Here is a 22,127-nt window from a genome sequence, read left to right as displayed (position 1 = left end):
TAAGGCCTTCGGCCTAGTCCTGCGCAGTGGTTCGTCTTAGCCTGAAAAGGGGCCGGACGACCCGCGAAAGCAGGGTGATGACAGAGACGAACTCTTCGACCGCGAGGCCAGTCTTCAAGAGGCCAGTCTTCAACTGGACCGGCCGCGACCTGGTGAAGACCGCCGCCCTCGCCGTCGTCGCGGCGGTCGGCTACGCCCTGCTGGCCTATCTCTGCGTCGAGTTCCCCCGCAACTACGGCCAGGTGGCCCCGATCTGGCTGTCCAATGGCTTCGGCGTGGCCTGCCTGCTGTCGTGCCGCGACCGCCACTGGCCGGCCGTGCTGCTGGGCTGCCTGGTCGGCGGCCTGGCGGCCGGGGCCCACGTCCAGGACCTGCTGACCGTCAACATCGTCCTGGTCAGCTGCAACATCGTCCAGATCTTCATCTGCGCCTGGGGCGTGCGCCGCGTCTGCGGCCAGGAAATCGACCTGGGCCGGGCCAGGGACATGATCGCCTTCGCCCTGATCTGCGGCCTGGCCGCCCCGATCTCCACCGGCGCGGTCGCCGCCACGATCCACACCGCCATGCGCGGCGGCGTGCTGCTGGCCAATATCGGCGTCTGGTCGCTGGGCGACATCCTGGGCCTGATGACCATCACCCCGTGCCTGCTGGCCCTGGTGCGCATCCGCCACTATCTGCGCGAACGGCCGCTGTCGGTCTCCGGCGTCGTCTGCCTGCTGCTGCTGCTGGTGGTGACCGTCGTGGTCTTCACCCAGCCCCGCCCGCTGCTGTTCATCGTGCCGCCGATGATGCTGCTGGTCGCCTGGCGGCTGGAAGTGCTGGGCGCGGCGCTGAGCGCCACCCTGGTGGCCGTCGTGGCGGTGATCTTCACCATGGCCGGCCAGGGCCCGATCACCCTTCTGCCGGCCGGCTCGCCCGACCAGGCGATCGTGCTGCAGCTGTTCCTGGCCGTGGCGATCTTCATCAGCCTGCCCGTCGCCTCGATCCAGCGGCACCGCCGCCAGATGCTTCAGAGCATGACCGAGGCCAACGCCGCGGTGGCCCGCAGCGAGGCGCGCTTCCGCCAGCTGGCCGAGAACGCCCAGGACATGATCGTCCACAGCAATCTGCGCGGCATCATCCAGTACGTGTCGCCCGCCTGCGTCGCCATGCTGGGCTACACGACCGAGGAGCTGGTCGGCCGCGAGGGCATGACCACCGTGCACGAGGACGACCGCGAGGCCATCCGCGCCCTCGTCGTCGAACAGATCGCCCACATGACCGCCCATCACGACAACGGGCCGACCCGCATCGAGTACCGCGCGATCCGCAAGGACGGCCAGGTGATCTGGCTGGAATCCCGACCCGGCCTGCAGCGCGATCCGCTGACCGGCGCGCTCACCGGCATCACCGACATCGTCCGCGACGTCACCGAGCACAAGGCCATGGAGCGCCAGCTGCGCGAGGCCCGCAACGAGGCCGAGGCCGCCGCCGCGGTGAAGGGCGAGTTCCTGGCCAATATGAGCCACGAGCTGCGCACGCCCCTGACCTCGGTGCTGGGCTTCGCCCGCCTGGTCGACGACGAGCCGGACCTGTCGCCCGACGCCCGCCGCTTCATCGGCCGGGTGCTGAGCGGCGGCAAGGCGCTGCTGACCACCATCAACGACATCCTCGACTTCTCGAAACTGGAGGCCGGCCAGCTGGAGCTGAAGCTGGAGCCGATCGCGCCGGACCAGATCATCGACGAGGTGCTGGACCTGTTCTCGCTGGAAGCCGAAGCCAAGGGCGTGCCCCTGCGCGCCGAGGGCCTGGCGCGCCTGCCGTCCGACCTGATGATCGACAGTGGCCGCCTGCGCCAGGTGCTGCTGAACCTGATCGGCAACGCGGTGAAGTTCACCGAAGCCGGGGAGATCACCGTCTCGGCCCGCTATGACGACGTCGAGCACCGCCTCCACCTGGCGGTCGCCGACACCGGCCCGGGCATCGCCGCCGAAGACGTGGACCTGCTGTTCCGCCGCTTCTCGCAGGTCGATGCGGGCCTGACCCGCAAGCACGGCGGCACCGGGCTGGGCCTGGCCATCTGCAAGGGCCTTGTCGAGGCCATGGGCGGCCGGATCGGCGTGGTCAGCGTGCCCGGCCAGGGCGCCTGCTTCAGCTTCGACATCTCCGCCCCCTACGCTGTGGGCCTGGAGATCCAGGCCGCCTCGGAGGCCGCCGCGCCGTTGCTGCGGCCCGCCTTGCGGGTGCTGGTCGTCGACGACAATCCGGCCAACCGCGAGCTGGTCAACGCCATCCTGACCGCCATGGGGGCCGAGGTGGCCGAGGCCGTGGACGGCGAGGAAGGCGTGGCCGCCGCCGCCGCCCAGCCGTTCGACGCCATCCTGATGGACCTGCGCATGCCGCGCCTGGACGGCGCCCAGGCCGCCCTGCGCATCCGCGGCGAAGGCGGGCTGAACGCCGCGACCCCGATCATCGCCTTCTCGGCCGACGCCCGTCCCGGCGGACCCGGCGGGATCTTCGACGGCTCGGTGTCCAAGCCGATGACCGCCGCCGGCCTGGTCGCCGCGCTCAACGCCGCCATGGACAAGACGCCGGCCAAGGCGCTCGCGGCCTCCGCCTAGCCGCCGCTCAAAGAACATCGATTGCCGAGATTGCGCGCCCGACCGCGCACGCTAGGATCGCGCCACCTTTCCAGGGAGCGCCTCCATGAGCGGCGAACTCGTCTTCTACACAAACCCGATGTCGCGCGGCCGGATCATCCGCTGGATGCTCGAGGAGGTCGGCGCCCCCTACCGCACCGTGGTGCTCGACTACGCCGCGTCGATGAAGGCGCCCGAATATCTGGCGGTCAATCCGATGGGCAAGGTGCCCGCGATCACCCATCGCGGCGTGACGATCACCGAGGGTGCGGCGATCTGCGCCTACCTGGCCGACGCCTTTCCCGAGGCCGGCCTGGCCCCGCCGACCACCTCGCCCGAGCGCGGGACCTACTACCGCTGGCTGATGTTCGCCTGCGGCCCTGTCGAGGCGGCGGTGACCAACAAGTCGCTGGGCGTCGAGGTCCCGCCCGAACGCCGCGCCTCGGCCGGCTATGGCTGCATCGAGGACACCCTGAACGCCCTGGAGACGGCGGTGAGCGGCAAGACCTACATCGCCGGCGACAAGTTCTCGGCCGCCGACGTCTATGTTGGCGCGCAGATCGGCTGGGGCATGATGTTCGGCACGATCGAGAAGCGCCCGGCCTTCGAGGCCTACTGGGCCGGCATCAGCCAGCGCCCGGCGGCCAAGCGGGCGTCCGAGATCGATGATGCGCTGATCGCGGCGGCGAAGGAAAACGCCCCGGCCTAAGGGTCATCCCGCCCGCCGCGAGAACTCCCCCGTCAGCCACTCCATGAACACCCGCACGCGCGGCGGGATGTGGCGGGCCTGCGGGTAGAGCAGCGAGACCGGCGTGGGGCTGGGCGGGAAGTCGGGCAGGATCTCGACCAGCCGCCCGGCCTCGAGGTCGGCCTGGGCGTGGTAGCGCGGCACTTGGATGATCCCCAGGCCCAGGCGCGCGGCGACGATGTTGGTCTCGGCCCCGGTCACCGACAGCACGGTCGGCAGGGTCAAGAACTTCAACGTCCCGCCGACCGTGAACTCCAGCGGGAAGTGCTCGCCGGTCGCCGACGAGACGAAGCCGATCATGACATGGCTCTGGGCGGTCAGGTCGTCCGGCGTGGTCGGCATGCCACGCCGTTCCAGATAGACCGGCGCGGCGCAGGTCACCTCGTCCAGCAGACCCACCCGGCGGGCGATCATGGCGCTGTCCTTCAGGTCGCCCACCCGCAGCACGCAGTCGACGCCCTCGCGCACCAGGTCGACCAACCGGTCGCCCTCGCCCAGATGCAAGCGGATGTCGGGGTGGCGCTCCAGGAAGGCCGGCAGGCCCGGCAGCAGGAAGTGGCGGGCCAGGGCGCCGTGCACGTCGACCCGCAGCATGCCGCGCGGCTTGGCGTCGCTGAACTCGGCCTCGGCGTCCTCCAGTTCGCCCAGGATGGTCAGGCAGCGGCGGTAGAAGGCCTCGCCGTCCAGGGTGGGGCTGACGTGGCGCGTGGTCCGCTGCAGCAGGCGCACGCCCAGCCGCGCCTCCAGCTGCTTGACCCCTTCGGTGGCCGTCGAGGCCGGCAGGTTCAGGTCCAGCGCCGCCTGGCTGAAGCTGCGCCGCTCCACGATGCGGACGAACAGGCGCATGGCGTCGAAGCGGTCCAGGGCGGCGTCTCCATTATTCGCAAATCTGAATAATGTTGTCGAATATCGGCTGATTATCTCCTTCAGCCAAAGGCTCATCTTGTCATCACAGCCGACGCGGTGTCGGCCTGGAGAGACGAAATGACCAACCAAAGCAACAAGGTAGCGATCGTCACCGGCGCCTCGGGCGGCATCGGCGGGGCGGTTTCCGAACGCCTGGCCCGCGACGGCTTCACCGTCGTCGTCAACTACGCCGGCAAGGCCCAGCCGGCCGAGGACCTGGTCCGCCAGATCGAGGCGGCCGGCGGCAAGGCCGTGGCCCACCAGGCCGACATCGCCGACCCCGAGGCGGTCCGCAAGATGTTCGACGCGGCGCAGACGGCCTTCGGCGGCGTCGACGTGCTGATCAACAACGCCGGCATCATGAAGCTGGCGACCATCGCCGACAGCGACGACGCCCTGTTCGACAGCCAGATCGCCGTCAATCTGAAGGGCACGTTCAACACCCTGCGCGAGGCGGCCCGGCGGCTGCGGGACGGCGGACGGATCGTCAACGTCTCGTCCAGCGTCACGGGCCTGCTGCAGCCGACCTACGGCGTCTACGCGGCGACCAAGGCGGCCGTGGAAGCCATGACCAGCATCCTGACCAAGGAGCTGCGCGGCCGGAACATCACCGTCAACGCCATCGCCCCCGGACCGACGGCGACCAAGCTGTTCCTCGACGGCAAGCCGCAGGCGGTGATCGACCACTTGGCCAAGCTGGCCCCGCTGGAACGCCTGGGCCAGCCCGAGGACATCGCCGCCGTCATCGCCTTCCTGGTCGGCCCGGACGGCGCGTGGATCAACGGCCAGACCCTGCGCGCCAACGGCGGGATCATCTGATCCCGGCCGCGCAGCCCCCTCCCCGACACAGCCCTTCAAGGAACACAGCCATGACCATCCAGAACCAAGTCATCGTCGTCACCGGCGCCTCCAGCGGCTTTGGCCTGCTCAGCGCCAAGGCCCTGGCCCAGGCCGGCCACACCGTCTACGCCTCGATGCGCGAGACCGAGGGCCGCAACGCCCCCCGGGTCGCCGAGATCGCCGCCTACGCCAAGGACAACGGCGTCGACCTGCGCACCGTCGAGCTGGACGTCGCCAGCGACGCCTCGGTCGAGGCCGGGATCGCCAAGATCGTCGCCGACAACGGCCGCCTGGACGTGATCGTCCACAACGCCGGCCACATGAGCTTCGGCCCCGCCGAGGCCTTCACCCCCGAGCAGTTCGCCCAGCTCTACGACGTCAACGTGCTGTCGACCCAGCGGGTGAACCGCGCGGCGCTGCCGCAGTTGCGCAAGCAGGGCAAGGGGCTGGTGGTCTGGGTGTCGTCCAGTTCGACGCGCGGCGGCACGCCGCCCTATCTGTCGCCCTATTTCGCGGCCAAGGCGGCGATGGACAGCCTGGCGGTGTCGTACTCGACCGAGCTGGCGCGCTGGGGGATCGAGACCTCGATCATCGTGCCCGGCGCCTTCACCAAGGGCACCAACCACTTCGCCCACTCCGGCAAGCCGGCCGACGAGGCTCGGGCCGCGGAATACGACAACGGGCCCTATGCCGGGGTCGCCAAGCAGGCGCTGGACGGCTTGGCCGCCCTGGAGCCGGCCGACGCCGACGCCGGCGAGGTGGCCAAGGCCATCGCCTCCGTGGTCGACACCGGGTTCGGCAAGCGCCCCTTCCGCGTCCACATCGACCCGTCGGAAGACGGCGCCGAGGTCGTCAACGGCGTCGCCGACCGGGTGCGGGCCGAGATGTACCGCCGGATCGGGCTGGAGGACCTGCTGAGCCCGGCGATCGTGGGCTGACAAGGAAAGTCCGCCCGTCCCGGCGAATGTCGGAACCCAAGCCAGGCGGGCCGCCCCCACCTCCACGGAAGGTTCGGAAAGCCAGCTTGGGTCCCGGCCTTCGTCGGGACGGGCGGAGAAGGAAGAGGTCGGATGGGGACAGGCGCATGCGCCTGTCCCCAGATCGCGTTCTAGGCCAGGACCTGGATCACCACGCGGCGGTTCTGGGCGCGGCCGTCGGGGTTGTCGTTGGGGGCCACCGGGTCTTCCTCGCCGTACGAGATGGTCGCCATGCGGTTCAGCGGCACGCCCTGCTTGCTGAGGAACTTGCGCACCGTCTCGGCCCGCTCGCCGGCCAGGCCTTCGTTGTACTTCGGGTCACCGGTGGCGTCGGTGAAGCCCTGGATTTCCAGATAGACGTTCTTGTTGTCGCCCTTCAGCTTCGAAGCGAAGTCGGCCAGGCGCTGCTCGGCTTCCGGCGACAGCTCGTACCGGTTCAGCGGGAACTTCACCGAGTCGTCGCTCAGCACCACCGAGTACAGGAACTTGCCCTCGGCCAGCTTGCCGGCGTCGGTCGCGCGCTTCAGCGCTTCCTGGCTGGTCCGGTCCACCTCGGCCACCTTGGCGTCGGTGCTATCGACCCGCGTGTTCACCGCGCCGACCTGTTCGTTGACGAAGCCCTTGGTCGCGCAGCCGCTGACAGACAGCCCTCCAGCCACCAGAGCGCTCACCATCATCATCTTGTAATTCACGCTAATCATGGGGACACCCTTCCACCTTGTTTCAACACCGAGCACCAAGCTGAACCGTTCGACAGTCCAGCGGCGGCGCTTCGTCAGTTGAAAATCGACATTCGAAAGAGGCGAATTCTGGGCCTGTTCTGGACAGACTTAGCCATTCTCTCGGACATCTCTACGCCGCTTCTAAGTAACGCGCGCGTACGCGCAAACCGGGCAAAGGTTCCCAATAAATATTTGCGATATGTGAGGGGCGAGAGGTCATCCTGAACCTCTTTTCAGCTCTCCGCCAGACCCAAAAACGGGCGCGTCCACGTCCATCGGACGCGCCCGTTTGGGATTCGGCGAAACCGAGCGAGGTTACTGCAGCGTCGCCTTGTCGATCGCCAGCCCGTCCGAACCGGCGCCGACGGCGATCACGCCGCCGTCTTCCAGCTCGCCGGCCAGCAGCTTCCTGGCGATCGGGTCGATCAAGTCCTTCTGGATCACGCGCTTGAGCGGGCGCGCGCCGTAGACCGGGTCGTAGCCCTTGTCGGCCAGCCACTGCAGGGCCTCGGCGTCCAGCGCCAGGGTCATGCGGCGCTCGGCCAGCATCTTGTCCACCCGCTGCAGCTGGATGCGGACGATGTCGCCCATGTTCGAACGCGACAGGCGCTTGAACAGGATGATCTCGTCGATCCGGTTGAGGAACTCGGGGCGGAAGTGGCCGCGCACCGTGTTCATCACCAGGGGCCGCACCTCCTCCACGTCGGCGCCGTCTTCCTGGTTGGCCAGGAACTCCGAACCGAGGTTGGAGGTCATGATGATCAGGGTGTTCCTGAAATCGACCGTCCGGCCTTGGCCGTCCGTGAGACGGCCATCATCCAACACTTGAAGGAGAACGTTGAAGACGTCCGGGTGGGCCTTTTCGACCTCGTCGAACAGGAGGACCTGATAGGGACGCCGGCGCACGGCTTCCGTCAGCGCCCCGCCCTCGTCGTAGCCGACATAGCCGGGAGGCGCGCCGATCAGGCGGCTGACCGAGTGCTTCTCCATGTATTCCGACATGTCCATGCGGGTGATCGCATGCTCGTCGGCGAACATGAACTCGGCCAGGGCCTTGGTCAGCTCGGTCTTGCCCACGCCCGTCGGGCCCAGGAACAGGAAGCTGCCGATCGGCTTGGACGGATCGTGCAGGCCGGCCCGGGCGCGGCGGACCGCGTCGGACACCGCCTCCAGCGCCTCGTCCTGGCCGACGACGCGGCCGCGCAGGGCGTCCTCCATCTTCAGCAGCTTCTCGCGCTCGCCTTCCAGCATCTTCTCGACCGGCACCCCGGTCCAGCGGCTGACCACGGCGGCGATCTGCTCGGCGTCGACGACTTCCGGCGTCAGGGCCTTCTGGGCCCCGGCGCCCGTTTCGCCGGCCTCGGCGTCGGCCAGGCGCTTTTCCAGCGCCGGGATCTCGCCGTACTGCAGCTGACCGGCGCGGGCGAAGTCGCCCGCCCGCTGGGCCGTCGCCAGATCGGCCCGCAGGCGGTCCAGGGCCTCGCGGGCCTGGGCGGCGCCGCCGACCTTGTCCTTTTCGGCCTTCCAGCGCGCGGTCATCTCGTCGCTGCGGAACTGCAGGTCGTCGATCTCGACCTCCAGGTTCTCCAGACGCTGCTTGGAGGCGGCGTCGGTTTCCTTGGACAGGGCCTCGCGCTCGATCTTCAGCTGCACCAGGCGGCGGTCGATCTCGTCCAGCTCCTCGGGCTTGGAGTCGATGGCCATCCGCACCCGGCTGGCGGCTTCGTCCATCAGGTCGATGGCCTTGTCGGGCAGGAAGCGGTCGGCGATGTAGCGGTTGCTCAGGGTGGCGGCGGCGACCAGGGCGGAGTCCGAGATCCGCACGCCGTGGTGCACCTCGTACTTCTCCTTCAGGCCGCGCAGGATCGAGACGGTGTCCTCGACCGTGGGCTCGCCGACGAACACCGGCTGGAAGCGACGGGCCAGGGCCGCGTCCTTCTCGACGTGCTTGCGGTACTCGTCCAGCGTGGTGGCGCCCACGCAGTGCAGCTCGCCGCGCGCCAGGGCGGGCTTGAGCAGGTTGGAGGCGTCCATCGCCCCGTCGCCCTTCCCGGCCCCGACCAGGGTGTGCATCTCGTCGATGAACAGGATGATCGAGCCCTCGGCGGCCGTGACCTCGCCGAGCACGGCCTTCAGCCGCTCCTCGAACTCGCCGCGATACTTCGCGCCGGCGATCAGGCTGCCCATGTCCAGCGACAGCAGCGCCTTGTCCTTCAGGCTCTCGGGCACGTCGCCGTTGACGATGCGCTGGGCCAGCCCCTCGACGATGGCGGTCTTGCCGACACCGGGTTCGCCGATCAGGACAGGGTTGTTCTTGGTGCGGCGCGACAGGACCTGGATCGTGCGGCGGATCTCTTCGTCGCGGCCGATGACCGGGTCGATCTTGCCGTCGCGGGCGGCGGCGGTCAGGTCGCGGGCGTAGCGCTTGAGCGCGTCGTAGCCGTCCTCGCTGGAGGCGCTGTCGGCGGTGCGGCCCTTGCGGACGGCGGCGGCGGCGGTCTCCAGTCCTTGGGCGGCGGCCCCGGCGTCCTTCAGGATCTTGGCCGCGTCGCCGCCTTCCTTGGCGATGGCGATCAACAGGCGCTCGGTGGTGACGAAGGCGTCGCCGGCCTTCTTGGCGCCGCTCTCGGCGGCCTCGAAGACGCGCGCGGTGTCGGGCTTCATGTAAAGCTGGCCGCCGGCGCCGTCGACGCGCGGGGTCTTGGCCAGCAGGGCGTCGGTCGCCGCGTCGGCGGCGTCGGGCCGGCCGCCGGCGCTCTGGATCAGGGCGCGGCTCAGGCCGTCCTTCTCCTCGAGCAGGACCTTCAGCAGATGTTCGGGGCCGAGCTGCTGGTGCCCCTTGGCCAGGGCCAGGCTCTGCGCCGACTGGACCGCGGACTTGGCGCGGTCGGAATAGAGATCGATCTTCATACGGTATCCCCTCCAAAGGCGGATGCGGGCCGCTTGCCTCCATTGAGCACAAACAACCCAGGACGGGGATTTAGGTGTGGCCGTTCAGCCACACAAGGTTCACCACCCCCGTTGGGCGATATAGTTTTGCAGCGCCACGATCCGGCTGGCGTCCGAAGGGTGGGTCGAGGCGAACTCGGGCGAGCCGGATCCACCCTGGGCCTGCATGTGCTCCCACAGGATCACCGCCTCGCGCGGGCGGTAGCCGGCCCGCTGCATGAAGTCGACGCCCAGGCGGTCGGCCTCCAGCTCCTGCTTGCGCGAGAACGGCAGCAGGAAGCCGTACTTGGCCGCGCCGCCGCCGTAGCTGGAGATCGCCCGGGCCGCGTCCGGCGATCCGGCCGCGGCGCCCAGCACGCCCAGCAGCAGGCTGGAGGTCAGGGTCTGCGACTGCCGCTCGGCGGCGTGGTGGGCGACGACGTGGCCGGTCTCGTGGCCGATCACGGCGGCCAGTTGGTCGTCGTTGTCCACCAGGTTCAGCAGGCCCGTGGTCACCCCGACGTGCCCGCCGGGCAGGACGAAGGCGTTGGGGGCATTGTCCTCGAACACCGCGTAGTCCCAGGGACGGTCGCCCAGCCCGGCCGCCTCCACCACCCGCTGGCCGACCGAGCGCACGCGGGCGTTGGCCCGCCGGTCGTTGCTGACGTTGCTCTTGGCCAGGGCCTGGCTCCACGCCTGCTCGCCGGCCTGGGTCAGGCTGGAATCGTTGACGATGGTCATCTGCTGACGACCAAGGTCGGGATTGTAGGCGCAGGCGCCGAGCATCAGAGCCATGGCCAGAACGGACAAGGACGGGACGCGCATCACGGGCTCCAGGATCCGACGGCCGCCTGCGCGGCCCGCCCCTTGCCTAACCCACTTCCACGTGTGGAGGCTACCCCGCCCTACTTCCCGTCCGCGTACAGCTTGACCACCTCGTAGAGGAACTGGCGGCCGTTCATCAGCGCCTTGACCTGGATGCGCTCGTCCAGGCCGTGGATGTGGTCGCCGTCGGCGCCGGCCATCAGGCCCGACAGGCCGTAGGTCGGCACGCCGGCGGCGTTGGTGAAGCGGCCGTCGGTGGCGCCGGTCAGCATGGCAGGGATGAACGGCACGCCCGGCCAGATCTTTGTCGCGACCTTGGTGGCCGGGGCCATGATCCTGGGCGTCAGCGGCGGCGGCGGACTGACCGGGTCGGGATCGGCCGCCAGGGTGATCTTGATGGCCGGATCGGCGACGACCTTCTCCAGCTGGTCGCGGATGACCTTGGGATCGTTGCCCGGCAGGATGCGGCAGTTGACGTTGGCCTTGGCGCGCTGCGGCAGGGCGTTGGGCGCGTGGCCGGCGTCGACCATGGTGGCCACGCAGGTGGTGCGCATCATGCTGTTGCGGCCCGGGTCGCGGGCCAGGATGGCGGCCGCCGCAGCGTCGTTGGGATCCTTGACCATGGCCCGCATGGCGTTGGCCACTTCGGCGTCGGGCTCGATCTTGGCGTTCTGCTCGTAATAACCCTTGGTGGCGTCGTTCAGGGCGATCGGGAAGTCGTAGGCGCCCAGCCGCACCAGGCCGTTGGCCAGGTGGTAGATCGCGTTGTCCTTGATCGGGCGCGAGGAGTGGCCGCCCGCGTTGGTCACTTCCAGATTGTAGTCCATGTAGACCTTCTCGCCGACCTGGATGCCCAGCAGCCGGGGCTGGCCCTTCTCGTCCAGCTGGCTGTCGTCGCCCTCGTTCAGGGCGAAGTCGGCCTTCATGGTCTCGGGATACTTCTCCAGCAGCCAGGGCACGCTGTTGAACGGCCCGCCCTCCTCGCCGCAGGTCAGGGCCAGCTTGATGTCGCGCTTGGGCTGAAAGTCCTCTTTCTTGTAGCGGACCAGGCTGTCGGTGAAGATCGCGGCCATGGCTTTGTCGTCGCTGGCGCCGCGGGCGTAGAAGTAGCCGTCTTCCTCGACCAGCTTGAACGGGTCGCGCACCCAGTCCTCGCGCTTGGCCTCCACCACGTCGATGTGGGCCAGCAGCAGGATGGCGCCGGCCTTGGGATCCTTGCCGCGCAGGGTGGCGACCAGGGCGCCGAACTTGGGATGCTCGGCCGGGGCCAGCACCTTGACGTCGGCCTCGGGGAAGCCCGCCGCCTTCAGCCGCGCGCCCATGGCCTCGGCCGCCGCCGTGCAGCTGCCCACCGAGGCCGTGGTGTTGATCTCGACCAGCTCCTTGTAGAGGCCGCGGAAGGCGGTTTCGCCGGAGTCCTTGGGAGCCGACTGAGCTTTGGCCGAGGTCGCCGCGAGCGCCGAAAAGGCCGCCGCCGTCAGGAGAAAGGTCTTGGTCTTGCCGCGCATGGTCGCCCCCGGATGTGAGGAGGCGAGGCTAGGCGGGGTTTGGCGTCCAGCGCAATGGGGACCGGCCTGAAACCCAAGCCCCAAAACGACGTCAGCCCCCGACAGGGTCGGGAGCTGACTGAAGACTAGCCGATGCGTGAAGAAGCCTAGGCCTCTTCGGACTCCGGCGCGGCGCCTTCGAAGCTGCGCGGGGCGCGGCGACGCTTGGGCTTGGCGGGAGCGGCTTCGGCGTCGGCCGCCAGTATCGACGAGGTCGAGATCGGGCCGGAGTCCACGGCGGCCTCGGCGCGAGGCGACTTGCGGCCCAGGAAGGCCGGAGCGTGGCTGACGTCGCCGTCCTGGCCGCGCAGCAGCGGCGAGGCCGGAGCCTCGCTGGTCAGCGGCGTGGCCTGCGGCTCGATCACCGCCATCGGATCGCGGTCGCGCGGGGCGCGGTCACGGCGCGGACGCTCGCGACGGCCTTCGCTTTGGGCCGGAGCCTCGGCGACCTCGGCGGCGGCCGGGCGGTCCTCGCGGGGGCGTTCGTCGCGAGGACGATCGTCGCGGGGACGATCATCACGGAAGCGGTCTTCTCTCGGACGATCTTCCCGGGGGCGATCGTCACGGGGACGGTCATCGCGCGGGCGGTCGTCACGCGGGCGGTCGTCGCGGGGGCGATCGTCGCGCTGGCCGTCGCGGGGACGGTCGTCGCGATCACGCCAGCGGTCCCGACGGCTCTGGCCCTGGCCCTGGCCGTCGCGGTTCTGGTTGTTGTCGCGCTGGCCGTCACGGGGACGGTCGTCGCGTTGCCCGTCACGTTGGCCCTCCCTGGGGCGATCGTCGCGCGGACGGTTCTCGAACCGGTCGCGGCGCTGTTCGCCATCACCGCCTTCGCCGTCGGCCGGAGCCTCGGCCTGGGCCGCCTCGGGGGCTTCGGTCTGTTCTTCCGGCTCGGCCTCGAAATCGATCTCGTAAGCCGAATAGGCGTCCTTGCCGATGATGTCGCTGACAGGGCGATTCGGCTGGATGGCGCGCAGGACGCGGAAATAGTGCTCCGCGTGCTGCAGATAGTTCTCGGCCAGGACCCGGTCGCCGGACGACGTCGCGTCGCGGGCCAGCTGCTGGTACTTCTCGTAAACGCCTTGGGCCGCGCCGCGCACCTTCACGCCCTCGGGACCGTTCGAGTCGAAGGCCCGGTTGGCGTTGTGCTGCTGAGGCTTGCCGCCGCTACCCGCTCCGCCGCGATTGTTGCGGCCGCGCTGGCGCTTCATGCCCTTGAAATCTCTCATCTTCTCTTCTGAACCTGTCCGGCGGCGATCTGCGCGTCCGGTGTTTGGCCTCTGGAGCGGGGTGGAACCCTGTTAGGTCCTGCCTTCGATGTTCTAGAGACGTTGGTTTCCGTAGAGCCTCCGCCCGGTTCGGGCGCGGCGATCAGCCAGATCGGCCGTTCGCGCCTGCCAGGGGAGCCTTACGATCGTCGAGACGATCGCTTTTCCCGTCACCCGGCGTTTTGGAAGGAGACGTTACTCGTCTACCGCCTCACGTCAGGGTTTCCAAGGAATTTTTCAATCAGGGACTTTGGCCGCAACTCCGGCCGCTACTTCGTACCGGTAACAACGCGGTCGTTGACCGACAGATCCTTGATGGTCCGCACGTTCTGGGCCCCGGCCGCCTTGAACAGGGCCTCGACGTCGGCGGATTGGTCGTAACCGATCTCGACGGCGAACATCGCGCCGGGCTTGAGCACCCGCAGGATCTCGCCGGCCAGGGAACGATACGCGTCCAGGCCGTCGGGACCACCGTCCAGAGCCAGGCGCGGCTCGTGGTCGCGGACCTCGGGCTCCAGGGTCTCGATGATGTGGGTGGCGATATAGGGCGGGTTGGAGACCACCAGGTCGAAGCTGTCGTCGCCCAGGCCGTTGGTCCAGTCGCCGCGCAGCAGGGCCACGCGGCTGGCCAGGTCCAGGTTGGCGGCGTTCTCGCGGGCCACGGCCAGGGCTTCTTCCGAGACGTCGATTCCCAGGCCCTTGGCGGCCGGGCGCTCGGCCAGCACCGCCAGCAGGATCGTGCCCGAGCCCACGCCCAGGTCCAGCATGTTGAAGCTCATGGCTTCCGGGAAGGCCTTCAGCACCTCGTCGACGATGACCTCGGTCTCGGGGCGCGGGGTCAGGACGTTCTTGTTGACCTGCAGCAGGATCTTCCAGAACCCCTTGCGGCCGATGATGTGGCTGACCGGCTCGCGCGCGGCGCGGCGGTTCAGGAAATCGTCCAGCGTCGCCATCTGGGCATCGGTCAGCACGCGATAGGGATCGGTGATGATGTCGGTGCGGGTGACGTCGGCGGCCACTTCCAGCAGCAGGCGGGCGTCGATGGCCGGCTGGTCGATCTGAACGTTCTTCAGACGATCCTTGGCGGCGTTCCAGGCTTTGACGAGGGTCAGGGTCATGAGGCGGCTCCTTAGCGCGTCATCGCCGCCGGGGCGAGTTTGAAGTCGGTACCAGTTTTTGGTATCCTCACGATCTGCGAGGACCCGATGAGCAAGAATACGTCGATCGCTCTGAGCGAGCACTTCCAGACTTTCATCGAAGGCCAGTTGGCCGACGGCCGCTATGGCTCGGCCAGCGAAGTCGTGCGGGCAGGCCTGCGCCTGCTGGAAGAGCGCGAGACGCGCTTGGCCACCCTGCGCGCTGCCCTGATCGAAGGCGAGGAAAGCGGTGCGCCGCAACCGTTCGACGTCGAAACCTTCCTCGCCGAGATGGCCGAGATGGAGCCGGCGAACACGTGAACGCCTACACGATCGCGCCGCGCGCCCGGCGCGACCTGCAGGAGGCATGGATCTATTCGCGGGGCCGGTGGGGACGTCGGCGGGCGGACGCCTACATCCGCGACCTGACCACCATCATCGAACGGCTCGCCGAGAATCCGGCGCTTGGCCAATCCTGCGACGAAATTCGGGCCGGCTATCGCAAGCATCCCGCCGGCTCTCACATGCTGTTCTACATGATCCGCGACGAGACGATCGTCGTGGTTCGCGCCCTGCACCAGCAGATGGATGTCGAGGACAAGCTCTAGGCGAGGCTGACCTCATCCCCCTCGGCCACCAACCCGCCCTGCTCCACCTTCAGGTAGACCCCGCAGAGCATGTGGCCGTAGTGGTCGAACAGGGCCTTCACCAGGTCGATGTCGCGCTCGGCGGTGACGGGGTCGACGTGGATGGCGGCGCAGCGGACGATGGGTTTCAGCACCTCCGCCCTCGCCTCGCCCACCTTCATCGCCCGACCGGTCCAGTCGTTCTCGACCCAGGCCGGCCAGCCCTCGACATAGAGGTTGGCGCGAAAGCGCAGCGGGTCGATCGGCCGGCCCAGCCGGGCCTCCAGGTCGCGGACGCTGGCCAGGTTGACGATGGAGACATAGCCGCTGCGGCTGTCCATGAACCGGTAGTCGCCGGGCCCCTCGACCACGCGCAGCGGACCTCGGACCTCCTCGCCCAGCAGGTCGGCCAGCCAGGCCTCGAAGCCGCGCCGTCCAGCGTCCCCGCGCAGGTCGCCGGCGAAGTCCGGGCGGCCATCGGCCCGGGCGGTGAACACGCCGGTCGCCTCGACATAGGCGGTGCGGGCCTTGGCCACCTGGGGGATCTTGGCCAGCACCGTGAACTTCATCTTCGAGATGTGGGCGGGCGCGGCGGGATCGAAGCCGCTGGGCCCGTCCTCGACGGCGTAGAGGCGGTCGCACGGAAAGCACCGCCCCGCGACCAGCTCGGCCCCGGTCAGGCGCTCGGGCGTGAACCCCTTCACGGGGTGGCGATAGAGGCTGGCGATCCGGGCGTGCATGGCGCGCAAGGTCGGCGACGACTCATCCCTTGGCAAGCCAAGCATCTGTGGAGGCGCGGAACGGACCGGCGAGCGGCGTGTTCCCTCCCGCGGAGGGCCAGACCATGACCGATAACGTTCCGCGACGCCCGATCCGGTCGTGGATCGCCTCGCGACCCTATCACCTGGCCCCCTGGATCGCCCTGCTGGCCCTGGTCCCCTTCGTCCTGCCCAAGCCTGGGCGCGCACTTGCCCCCAACGAGACCCCGCTCGATCATCCGCCCGGCCTGTCCGAGGACCGGGCCATGCCGCCGCACGACTTCGACAAGGCCGAGCCGATGCGCGGCCGGGCCGCCCGGCATCCGCACCGCATTCCCGTCCTGGGCTGGCGCGACATCCTGTGGCGCACCTTCCGCGAGATCAGCGTCGACCGCCTGCCCGCCGTGGCCGGCGGCGTGACCTTCTACACCCTGCTGGCCATCTTCCCGGCCATCGGCGCCTTCGTGTCGCTGTACGGCCTGTTCGCCGACATCGGGGCGGTCGAGAAGCAGCTGCAGGAGATGTCGACCGTCTTCCCCGCCAGCGTCGTCAACATCATCGGCGAACAGATGCTCCGCCTGGCCAGCCAGGAGCAGGCCAAGCTGGGCGTGGCGTTCGCGGTCAGCCTGCTGCTGTCGATCTGGAGCGCCAACGCCAGCATGAAGGCGCTCTTCGACGGGCTGAACATCGCCTATGACGAGGACGAGAAGCGCAACTTCGCCACCAAGACGATCTGGACCTACGCCTTCACCTTCTGCGCCCTGATCTACGCCATCGTGCTGGCCAGCATCCTGATCGCCGCGCCCGTGATCTTCGAACGCGTGGGCCTGAGTTCGGCGGCGGCGATCTGGATTCCCCTGCGCTGGCTGATCGTGCTGGTGGTGACGGCCCTGGCCTTCGCCATGCTCTACCGCTTCGGTCCCTGCCGCGCCCGGCCGCGTTGGCGCTGGGTGATCTGGGGATCGTTGTTCGGGGCGGCCGCCTGGCTGCTGGGCTCCCTGGGCTTCTCGCTCTACGTCAACAATATCGCCCACTACGACGACACCTACGGACCCTTGGGCGCGGTGATCGCCTTCATGGTGTGGATGTGGTTCTCGATCATGACTGTGCTGGTCGGGGCCGAGCTGAACGCCGAGATCGAGCACCAGACCGCCATCGACTCCACCACCGGCCCCGAAAAGCCGATGGGCGAGCGCGGCGCGGCCATGGCCGACACCGTGGGCCTGGCCTTCCACCCCTGGGAGTTCATCCAGCGCGAGGCGGGCACGGTGAAGCGGGTCTCGGGCCGCTACTGGACCCACGCGCGGGGCCTGGGCCGGTCCAAGCCGCCCAGCAAGACCAGCTAAGCGCCACTTCCAAAACACCCGCTCATCCCGGCGAATGCCGGGACCCAGATGGAATAGCGGTGTGGCTGACGCCAAGAGCGCCGAGCTTGTCCAGTCATGCACACCGCCATGGGATCTGGGTCCCGGCATTCGCCGGGATGAGCGGGGGAATGGGGTTCTATTGGGGGAGGAATCCACTAAATCAGACTCCATGATCTTCGCCCCCGCCGTCGAAACCGAATTCCCCGCCATCGTCGACCTGGTCAACTCCGCCTATCGCGGGCAAGGCGCCCGGGCCGGATGGACCACCGAAGCCGGCTATATCGACGGCCAGCGCATCGACCTGGAAAGCCTCAAGGAAGACCTGGCCGACAGCCCGAACGCCGTGCTGCTGACGCTGCGCGACGAGGACGGCGGGCCGCTGCTGGGCTGCGTGTGGATCGAGCCCGACGGCGAGGTTCCCCCAGAAGACGCCAAGAGGGGCGGCGCCTGGTACCTGGGCATGCTGACCATCCGCCCCGACCAGCAGGACCGCCAACTGGGCCGCGCCCTGCTGACCCATGGCGAGAGCTACGCCAAGGGGCTGGGCGCCAAGCGGGTCCGCATGACCGTGGTCCACCTGCGCGACACCCTGATCGCCTGGTACCAGCGCCGAGGCTCAGGATGAGGACTATTGTGTAGGCCTCGGCAGTAGAAAACCTCATCCTGAGCTTGTCGAAGGACGGGGTTTTCGCTTCCAGAGCCGAACATCGGCCCCGCTCTAGACCCCCACCGCCTCCAGCCAACGGGCGCAGAGCCCCGGCCAGGCGCCGACGGGCAGGTCCGGCGTGCGCAGGGCGAAGCCGTGCGGGGCGTCGGCGAAGACGTGCAGCTCGGCGTGCGCGCCCCGGTCGAAATAGGCCCTCTGCAGCCGCAGGCCGTTGTCGACCGGCACGACCGGATCGCCGGCGGCGTAGACGATGAAGGCCGGAGGCGGATCGGCCAGCAGCCCGGCGTCCGGCTGCAGGGCGTCGTACAGCGCCTGCTTCTCGACCGGCGACAGCGGCGGCTTGTCGGCGACGACGGCCCGTCCGTGAGCGTTGGTCGAGATCGGCCCGTAGCCGACGATCAGGGCGTCCGGACGCGCGCTCAAGGCGGGCGCGGCCGAGACCGGCGGGACCCAGACGTCCGGATAGGCGGCGACCAGGCAAGCCGCGAGGTGGCCGCCGGAGGACAGGCCCAGGGCGCCCACCCGGTCCGTGTCGACGCCGAGCGCGGGCGCGCGGGATCGGATCAGGCGCATCGCCTCCGCCGCGTCGTCGACCGGCGCCTGCGGGCCGCCGACGGCGTCGGGCAGCCGGTGGATCAGGACGAAGGCGTGATAGCCCAGGGCGTTCAGCCACAGCGCCACCTCGACCCCCTCCTTGCCGGCCATCAGCTGGGTGTAGCCGCCGCCGGCCATGACCAGCATGGCTCCGCCGTTCGGAACGTCGGGGACGAAGGCCAGCACCTGGGGCCGGGCGACGGCGGCGACCTCGAGGTCCAGCCGCGTCGCCGTCGGATCGGTCAGGGTGAAACCAAGGTCGGCGCTCGCTTCATCGTCCCAGACATTGAAACGAAAGGTCTCGCCAAACGGCGTTTGGATCATGAGCAAGCCACGCGATTACAGAAGATCGCCCTTTCTGGTCGGAAAGAGCCGGCTGGAGCGACGCGGCCCCCCTCCCATGAAGGAAGGCCGCCGCGTCGCTCCGCCTGACACGCCTCTATCCCGAAGCGCGCGCCGCGGCCTAGAACTTCGCCCGCACGCCGAAGAAATAGCGCGAGCCGTAGGTCTCGTTGCCGATGCGACGGACGGCGTTGTTGTTCTCGATGCGCACTTCGTCGGTCAGGTTCACCCCTTCCACGAAGAGGGTGATCTTGTCGGTGACGTTGTAGCTGGCCGAGGCGTCCAGCGAGCCGAAGGCCTCGTTGAACTCCGGCAGGTTGCCGCGGCCGACGGCCGTGATCAGCCAGTCGTCGCGCCAGTTGTACGAGGCGCGGACGCTGACCTTGTCGTTCTCGTAGTAGGCCGAGACGTTGTAGCTTTTCCGCGACAGGCCCGGGAACGGCAGGATCTCGTTGGTCAGCAGGTTGACGCCCTTGAAGCCCTTGTCCTTCTGGTAGGTGAAGTTGGCCAGGATCCCGAACCCATCGAACGGCGCGGGCAGGAAGTCGAAGGCGTACTGCCCGCCGATCTCCAGGCCGTTGATGGTGACCTTGTCCGTGCCGTTGATGGGTTGGGTCACCGCGTAGGTCGCCCCGTCTTCGACCTCGGACGTCACCGTATTGATGATGAACGACGAGATTTCCTTACGGAAGAACGTGGCCGACACGAAGCTGTCCTGGGTGGGGTACCATTCCAGACCGGCGTCATAGGCGGTGGCTTCGAACGGCTGCAGATCCGGGTTGCCCCGCGAAATCGTGAAGCTGTTGCGATCCACGGTGCGGCGCAGCGCCAGTTGGCTGGGCGCCGCCCGGGCCATGACCTTGCTGGCCGCCATGCGGCCGACCAACTGGTTGGGAATGAACTCGAAGCGCAGGTTCAACGACGGCAGGGTCTTGGTGTAACCGCCGTCCTTCGAACCCTGCACGAAATTCACCTGCGTGGCCGCCCCTGTCCCCGTCTGGATCCGGTCGAAGCCCGTGGACAGGGTCTTTGTATCGACGACCCGCACGCCCAGCGTGCCCGAGATCGGCACGGGCAGGCTGGAGAAGTCGAAGTTGGCCTGCACATAGCCGCTCTTGGTCTTCTCCTCGACCGACCAGGTGTCGAGGAAGTTCTGGAAGCTGCCCGGGCCGCCGGCCGTCTGGGCGGTGTTGGGGTTGGGGTTGACCGCGTAGACGTCGTTGGTCAGGCCCGACGCCGCCAGGGTGGCCTGGTAGGTCGCCATGGTGTTGTCGTTCCACTGACGAACGCCGCCCGAATAGCCCAGGTCGCCGGTCTTGAAGAACGGGATGTCGTTGACGGTCGAATTGGCGTCGACGATGCCGACGATGGTCGCGCAGGGCACGGCCACCGCAACCGCCGCGCCGCTGCTGGCGTCACCGCGGCAGTTCAGGCGCGTGGTGCGCTGATACAGGATCTGGTCGGTTTGGAACTGCCGGGCCTGGACGCCGGCCTTGATCGAGGTCAGCCACGAGACGTCGGGACGATAGGTGACGTTGAACTGCTCGGCGGTCTCGTCCGAGGTGTTGTTGCGGGGGTTGAACACCGCGTCCAGCCGGTTGACGCCCTGGCCGGTGGTGACGTCCAGGCCGGGGAACGAGAAGTTCGGCGCGCGTTGGCCGCCCTTGTAGTCGACGATCGCGCGCGGCACGCCGAACACCGTGGCGGTCGAGTTGATCTCGTTGTTCTGGACCTCGGCGTTCGAATAGTCGAAGCGCGCGTCGATGGTCCACCGGTCGCGCTTCCACTCGCCGCCCACAGCGGTGGTGTACTGGGTGCGCGTCAGGTCGCCCAGGATGTTGCGGTAGGCCAGGTCCATCGGGAAGGCCGTGCTGCTGGTCAGCTCGATGTGGTCGACCGTGTTGTCGGCGCCGACCGTGCTCTTGCTGTAGTCGATCAACCCGCCGGAGGCGCCCAGTTGCAGCAGTGTGCTGTTCACGTCCTCGGTGGCCGTGGCGTAGGTGGCGTCGAAATAGGCCTTGAAGTCGTCGGTCGGACGCCATTCCAAGATGCCGTTGAACGCCTTCCGCTCGGTCACCCGGCGGTCGATGATCAGGCGGGGGATTTCCGGCACCCAGTCCAGCGTGCCGTCGCCGTTCACGTCGGTGCCGCGCCCTGGCGTCGCGCCCGCGCCCGTGGCGGTCGGCGCCCGGCGAATCCAGCCGGTGGTGCGGGCGTTGTTGCTGTTGAGGTGGCGCTTTTCCCAGGTGCCCGACAGCAGCACGCCGAACTTGTCGTCGAAGAAGGTCTTGCTGCCGATCAGGGCCAGCTTGGGGTCGTATTCCTCGGCCAGGTTCGAATAGACGCCCTGGACCGAGCCGGCCACATAGGGCGTCTTGCTGTCGAACGGTCGGCGGGTGATGACCCGCACCGTGCCGCCGATGCCGCCTTCGGCCATGTCGGCGGTGGGCGACTTGACCACGTCCAGGCGCGAGACGAACTCCACCGGGATGTCGCGGAAGTCGACCGCGCGGTCGCTGCCGCCGACGGTCAGGGACAGGGCCGACGAGCCGTTGATCTCGACGCGGTTGAGGCTGGGATCGGCGCCGCGGATGCTGACGCCCCGGCCTTCGCCGTCCTGGCGGCTGATCTGCACGCCGGTCACCCGTTGCAGGGCCTCCGACAGGTTCTTGTCGGGGAAGTCGCCGATGTCCTCGGCCGAGATGGTGTCGACCACCTGCAGCGAGTTGCGCTTGACGTCCATGGCGCTGCGCAGCGAGGCGCGGATGCCGGTGACGACGATCTCCTCGACCGTGTCGACGTTGGGCGCGGGGGCCGGGGCGGCCTGGGCCAGGGCGGCGGCCGGAACCGACAGCAGGGCGGCGGTGATGGCGGCGCCCGATCCGCCGAGCCAAAGGCGCGTTCTCATGGACTTCATCGTGGTCTCCTCCCGATTTTCTGTCGTGGCTCGGTTCTCGAGGGCCCGCTTGGGGCGGTTTCGGGGTCGAGGTCGACAGTTCATATTGTGGGATGCATTCCCGTTAAACGGGACGATAACGCCATTTTGGCCTTCGTGTCGAGAGTTTGCATTTGTTGCAACGCTGACAAGAAAGCGCGAGACGCGTCGCGTCCTGGGCGTGCGCCGCATGATCGGGGGGCCTCCCCGTGGGGAGAAGGGCCGGACGGCGACTTCCCAATTCAGCCGTCATTCCCGCCCTTGTGGCGGGAACCCCTGGTTCAGCTGACGGTGAAGCGCTTTGGCGCGCCGGCGCGCCACAC

The 22,127-nt window shown here is 68.6% G+C and carries 18 protein-coding genes; 8 read left to right on the top strand and 10 right to left on the bottom strand.

What is annotated here, in order from left to right; all coding sequences use genetic code 11:
* Window positions 1–77 precede the first annotated feature (77 nt).
* Both AC1DYP_RS23530 and AC1DYP_RS23525 read left to right on the top strand, forming a co-directional pair.
* The gene (locus tag AC1DYP_RS23530; RefSeq protein WP_477048377.1) at window positions 78–2,600 is read left to right on the top strand and encodes an MASE1 domain-containing protein; all 2,523 of its coding nucleotides are present in this window, start codon (window positions 78–80) and stop codon (window positions 2,598–2,600) included.
* Between the two features lie 85 nt (window positions 2,601–2,685).
* The gene (locus AC1DYP_RS23525; protein WP_477048376.1) at window positions 2,686–3,327 is read left to right on the top strand and encodes a glutathione S-transferase family protein; all 642 of its coding nucleotides are present in this window, start codon (window positions 2,686–2,688) and stop codon (window positions 3,325–3,327) included.
* Between the two features lie 3 nt (window positions 3,328–3,330).
* Here AC1DYP_RS23525 and AC1DYP_RS23520 read toward each other — a convergent pair whose 3' ends face one another.
* Window positions 3,331–4,212 carry a LysR family transcriptional regulator gene (locus AC1DYP_RS23520; RefSeq protein ID WP_477048375.1) on the bottom strand — a complete coding sequence of 294 codons (882 nt, stop codon included), beginning with the start codon at window positions 4,210–4,212 and terminating at the stop codon, window positions 3,331–3,333.
* Between the two features lie 138 nt (window positions 4,213–4,350).
* Between AC1DYP_RS23520 and AC1DYP_RS23515 the strand changes: the two genes are divergently transcribed.
* Complete coding sequence (locus AC1DYP_RS23515; RefSeq protein WP_477048374.1) at window positions 4,351–5,091, top strand: SDR family oxidoreductase; 741 nt, start codon at window positions 4,351–4,353, stop codon at window positions 5,089–5,091.
* Window positions 5,092–5,141: 50 nt separating this feature from the next.
* A complete protein-coding gene (locus tag AC1DYP_RS23510) occupies window positions 5,142–6,050 on the top strand; it encodes an SDR family oxidoreductase (protein ID WP_477048373.1) in 909 nt (302 codons plus the stop codon).
* Window positions 6,051–6,220: 170 nt separating this feature from the next.
* On the opposite strand, the gene AC1DYP_RS23505 is transcribed toward AC1DYP_RS23510, so the two are convergent.
* The 6 genes from AC1DYP_RS23505 to prmC form a co-directional block, all read right to left on the bottom strand.
* Window positions 6,221–6,790 carry an OmpA family protein gene (locus AC1DYP_RS23505; protein WP_477032531.1) on the bottom strand — a complete coding sequence of 190 codons (570 nt, stop codon included), beginning with the start codon at window positions 6,788–6,790 and terminating at the stop codon, window positions 6,221–6,223.
* 336 nt (window positions 6,791–7,126) lie between these two features.
* Window positions 7,127–9,721 (bottom strand): ATP-dependent chaperone ClpB, encoded by a 2,595-nt coding sequence (clpB, locus tag AC1DYP_RS23500; protein ID WP_477048372.1) that lies wholly within the window; start codon window positions 9,719–9,721, stop codon window positions 7,127–7,129.
* A gap of 99 nt (window positions 9,722–9,820) precedes the next feature.
* Window positions 9,821–10,564: a M48 family metallopeptidase gene (locus AC1DYP_RS23495; protein WP_477032533.1), complete on the bottom strand. Its 744-nt coding sequence runs from the start codon at window positions 10,562–10,564 to the stop codon at window positions 9,821–9,823.
* Between the two features lie 80 nt (window positions 10,565–10,644).
* Window positions 10,645–12,072, bottom strand: coding sequence for a M20/M25/M40 family metallo-hydrolase (locus AC1DYP_RS23490; protein WP_477048371.1), 1,428 nt, complete (start codon window positions 12,070–12,072; stop codon window positions 10,645–10,647).
* 146 nt (window positions 12,073–12,218) lie between these two features.
* On the bottom strand, window positions 12,219–13,340 hold the full coding sequence (locus AC1DYP_RS23485; protein ID WP_477048370.1) for a DUF4167 domain-containing protein: 1,122 nt from the start codon (window positions 13,338–13,340) through the stop codon (window positions 12,219–12,221).
* Between the two features lie 308 nt (window positions 13,341–13,648).
* Entirely contained in the window at window positions 13,649–14,497 is an 849-nt protein-coding gene (gene prmC, locus AC1DYP_RS23480) for a peptide chain release factor N(5)-glutamine methyltransferase (RefSeq protein ID WP_477048369.1), read from the bottom strand.
* An 87-nt stretch (window positions 14,498–14,584) separates the two neighbouring features.
* Between prmC and AC1DYP_RS23475 the strand changes: the two genes are divergently transcribed.
* Both AC1DYP_RS23475 and AC1DYP_RS23470 read left to right on the top strand, forming a co-directional pair.
* Window positions 14,585–14,836: a type II toxin-antitoxin system ParD family antitoxin gene (locus AC1DYP_RS23475; RefSeq protein ID WP_477032537.1), complete on the top strand. Its 252-nt coding sequence runs from the start codon at window positions 14,585–14,587 to the stop codon at window positions 14,834–14,836.
* A complete protein-coding gene (locus AC1DYP_RS23470) occupies window positions 14,833–15,123 on the top strand; it encodes a type II toxin-antitoxin system RelE/ParE family toxin (RefSeq protein WP_477048368.1) in 291 nt (96 codons plus the stop codon). The genes AC1DYP_RS23475 and AC1DYP_RS23470 overlap by 4 nt, the downstream gene beginning before the upstream one ends.
* On the opposite strand, the gene AC1DYP_RS23465 is transcribed toward AC1DYP_RS23470, so the two are convergent.
* Window positions 15,120–15,881 carry an MOSC domain-containing protein gene (locus tag AC1DYP_RS23465; RefSeq protein ID WP_477048387.1) on the bottom strand — a complete coding sequence of 254 codons (762 nt, stop codon included), beginning with the start codon at window positions 15,879–15,881 and terminating at the stop codon, window positions 15,120–15,122. The genes AC1DYP_RS23470 and AC1DYP_RS23465 overlap by 4 nt on opposite strands.
* 104 nt (window positions 15,882–15,985) lie before the next feature.
* Here AC1DYP_RS23465 and AC1DYP_RS23460 point away from each other — a divergent pair, with 104 nt between their 5' ends.
* Entirely contained in the window at window positions 15,986–17,245 is a 1,260-nt protein-coding gene (locus tag AC1DYP_RS23460) for a YihY/virulence factor BrkB family protein (RefSeq protein ID WP_477048367.1), read from the top strand.
* Between the two features lie 190 nt (window positions 17,246–17,435).
* Window positions 17,436–17,891, top strand: coding sequence for a GNAT family N-acetyltransferase (locus tag AC1DYP_RS23455; RefSeq protein ID WP_477048366.1), 456 nt, complete (start codon window positions 17,436–17,438; stop codon window positions 17,889–17,891).
* A gap of 93 nt (window positions 17,892–17,984) precedes the next feature.
* Here the strand turns inward: AC1DYP_RS23455 and AC1DYP_RS23450 are convergent, their stop codons facing one another.
* Window positions 17,985–18,851 (bottom strand): alpha/beta hydrolase, encoded by an 867-nt coding sequence (locus AC1DYP_RS23450; protein WP_477048365.1) that lies wholly within the window; start codon window positions 18,849–18,851, stop codon window positions 17,985–17,987.
* A gap of 139 nt (window positions 18,852–18,990) precedes the next feature.
* Window positions 18,991–21,777: a TonB-dependent receptor gene (locus tag AC1DYP_RS23445; RefSeq protein WP_477048364.1), complete on the bottom strand. Its 2,787-nt coding sequence runs from the start codon at window positions 21,775–21,777 to the stop codon at window positions 18,991–18,993.
* Window positions 21,778–22,127: the final 350 nt, after the last annotated feature.

The organism is Caulobacter sp. P1_D6 (assembly GCF_056406095.1).
This window is presented reverse-complemented; position numbering and strand designations above follow the sequence as displayed.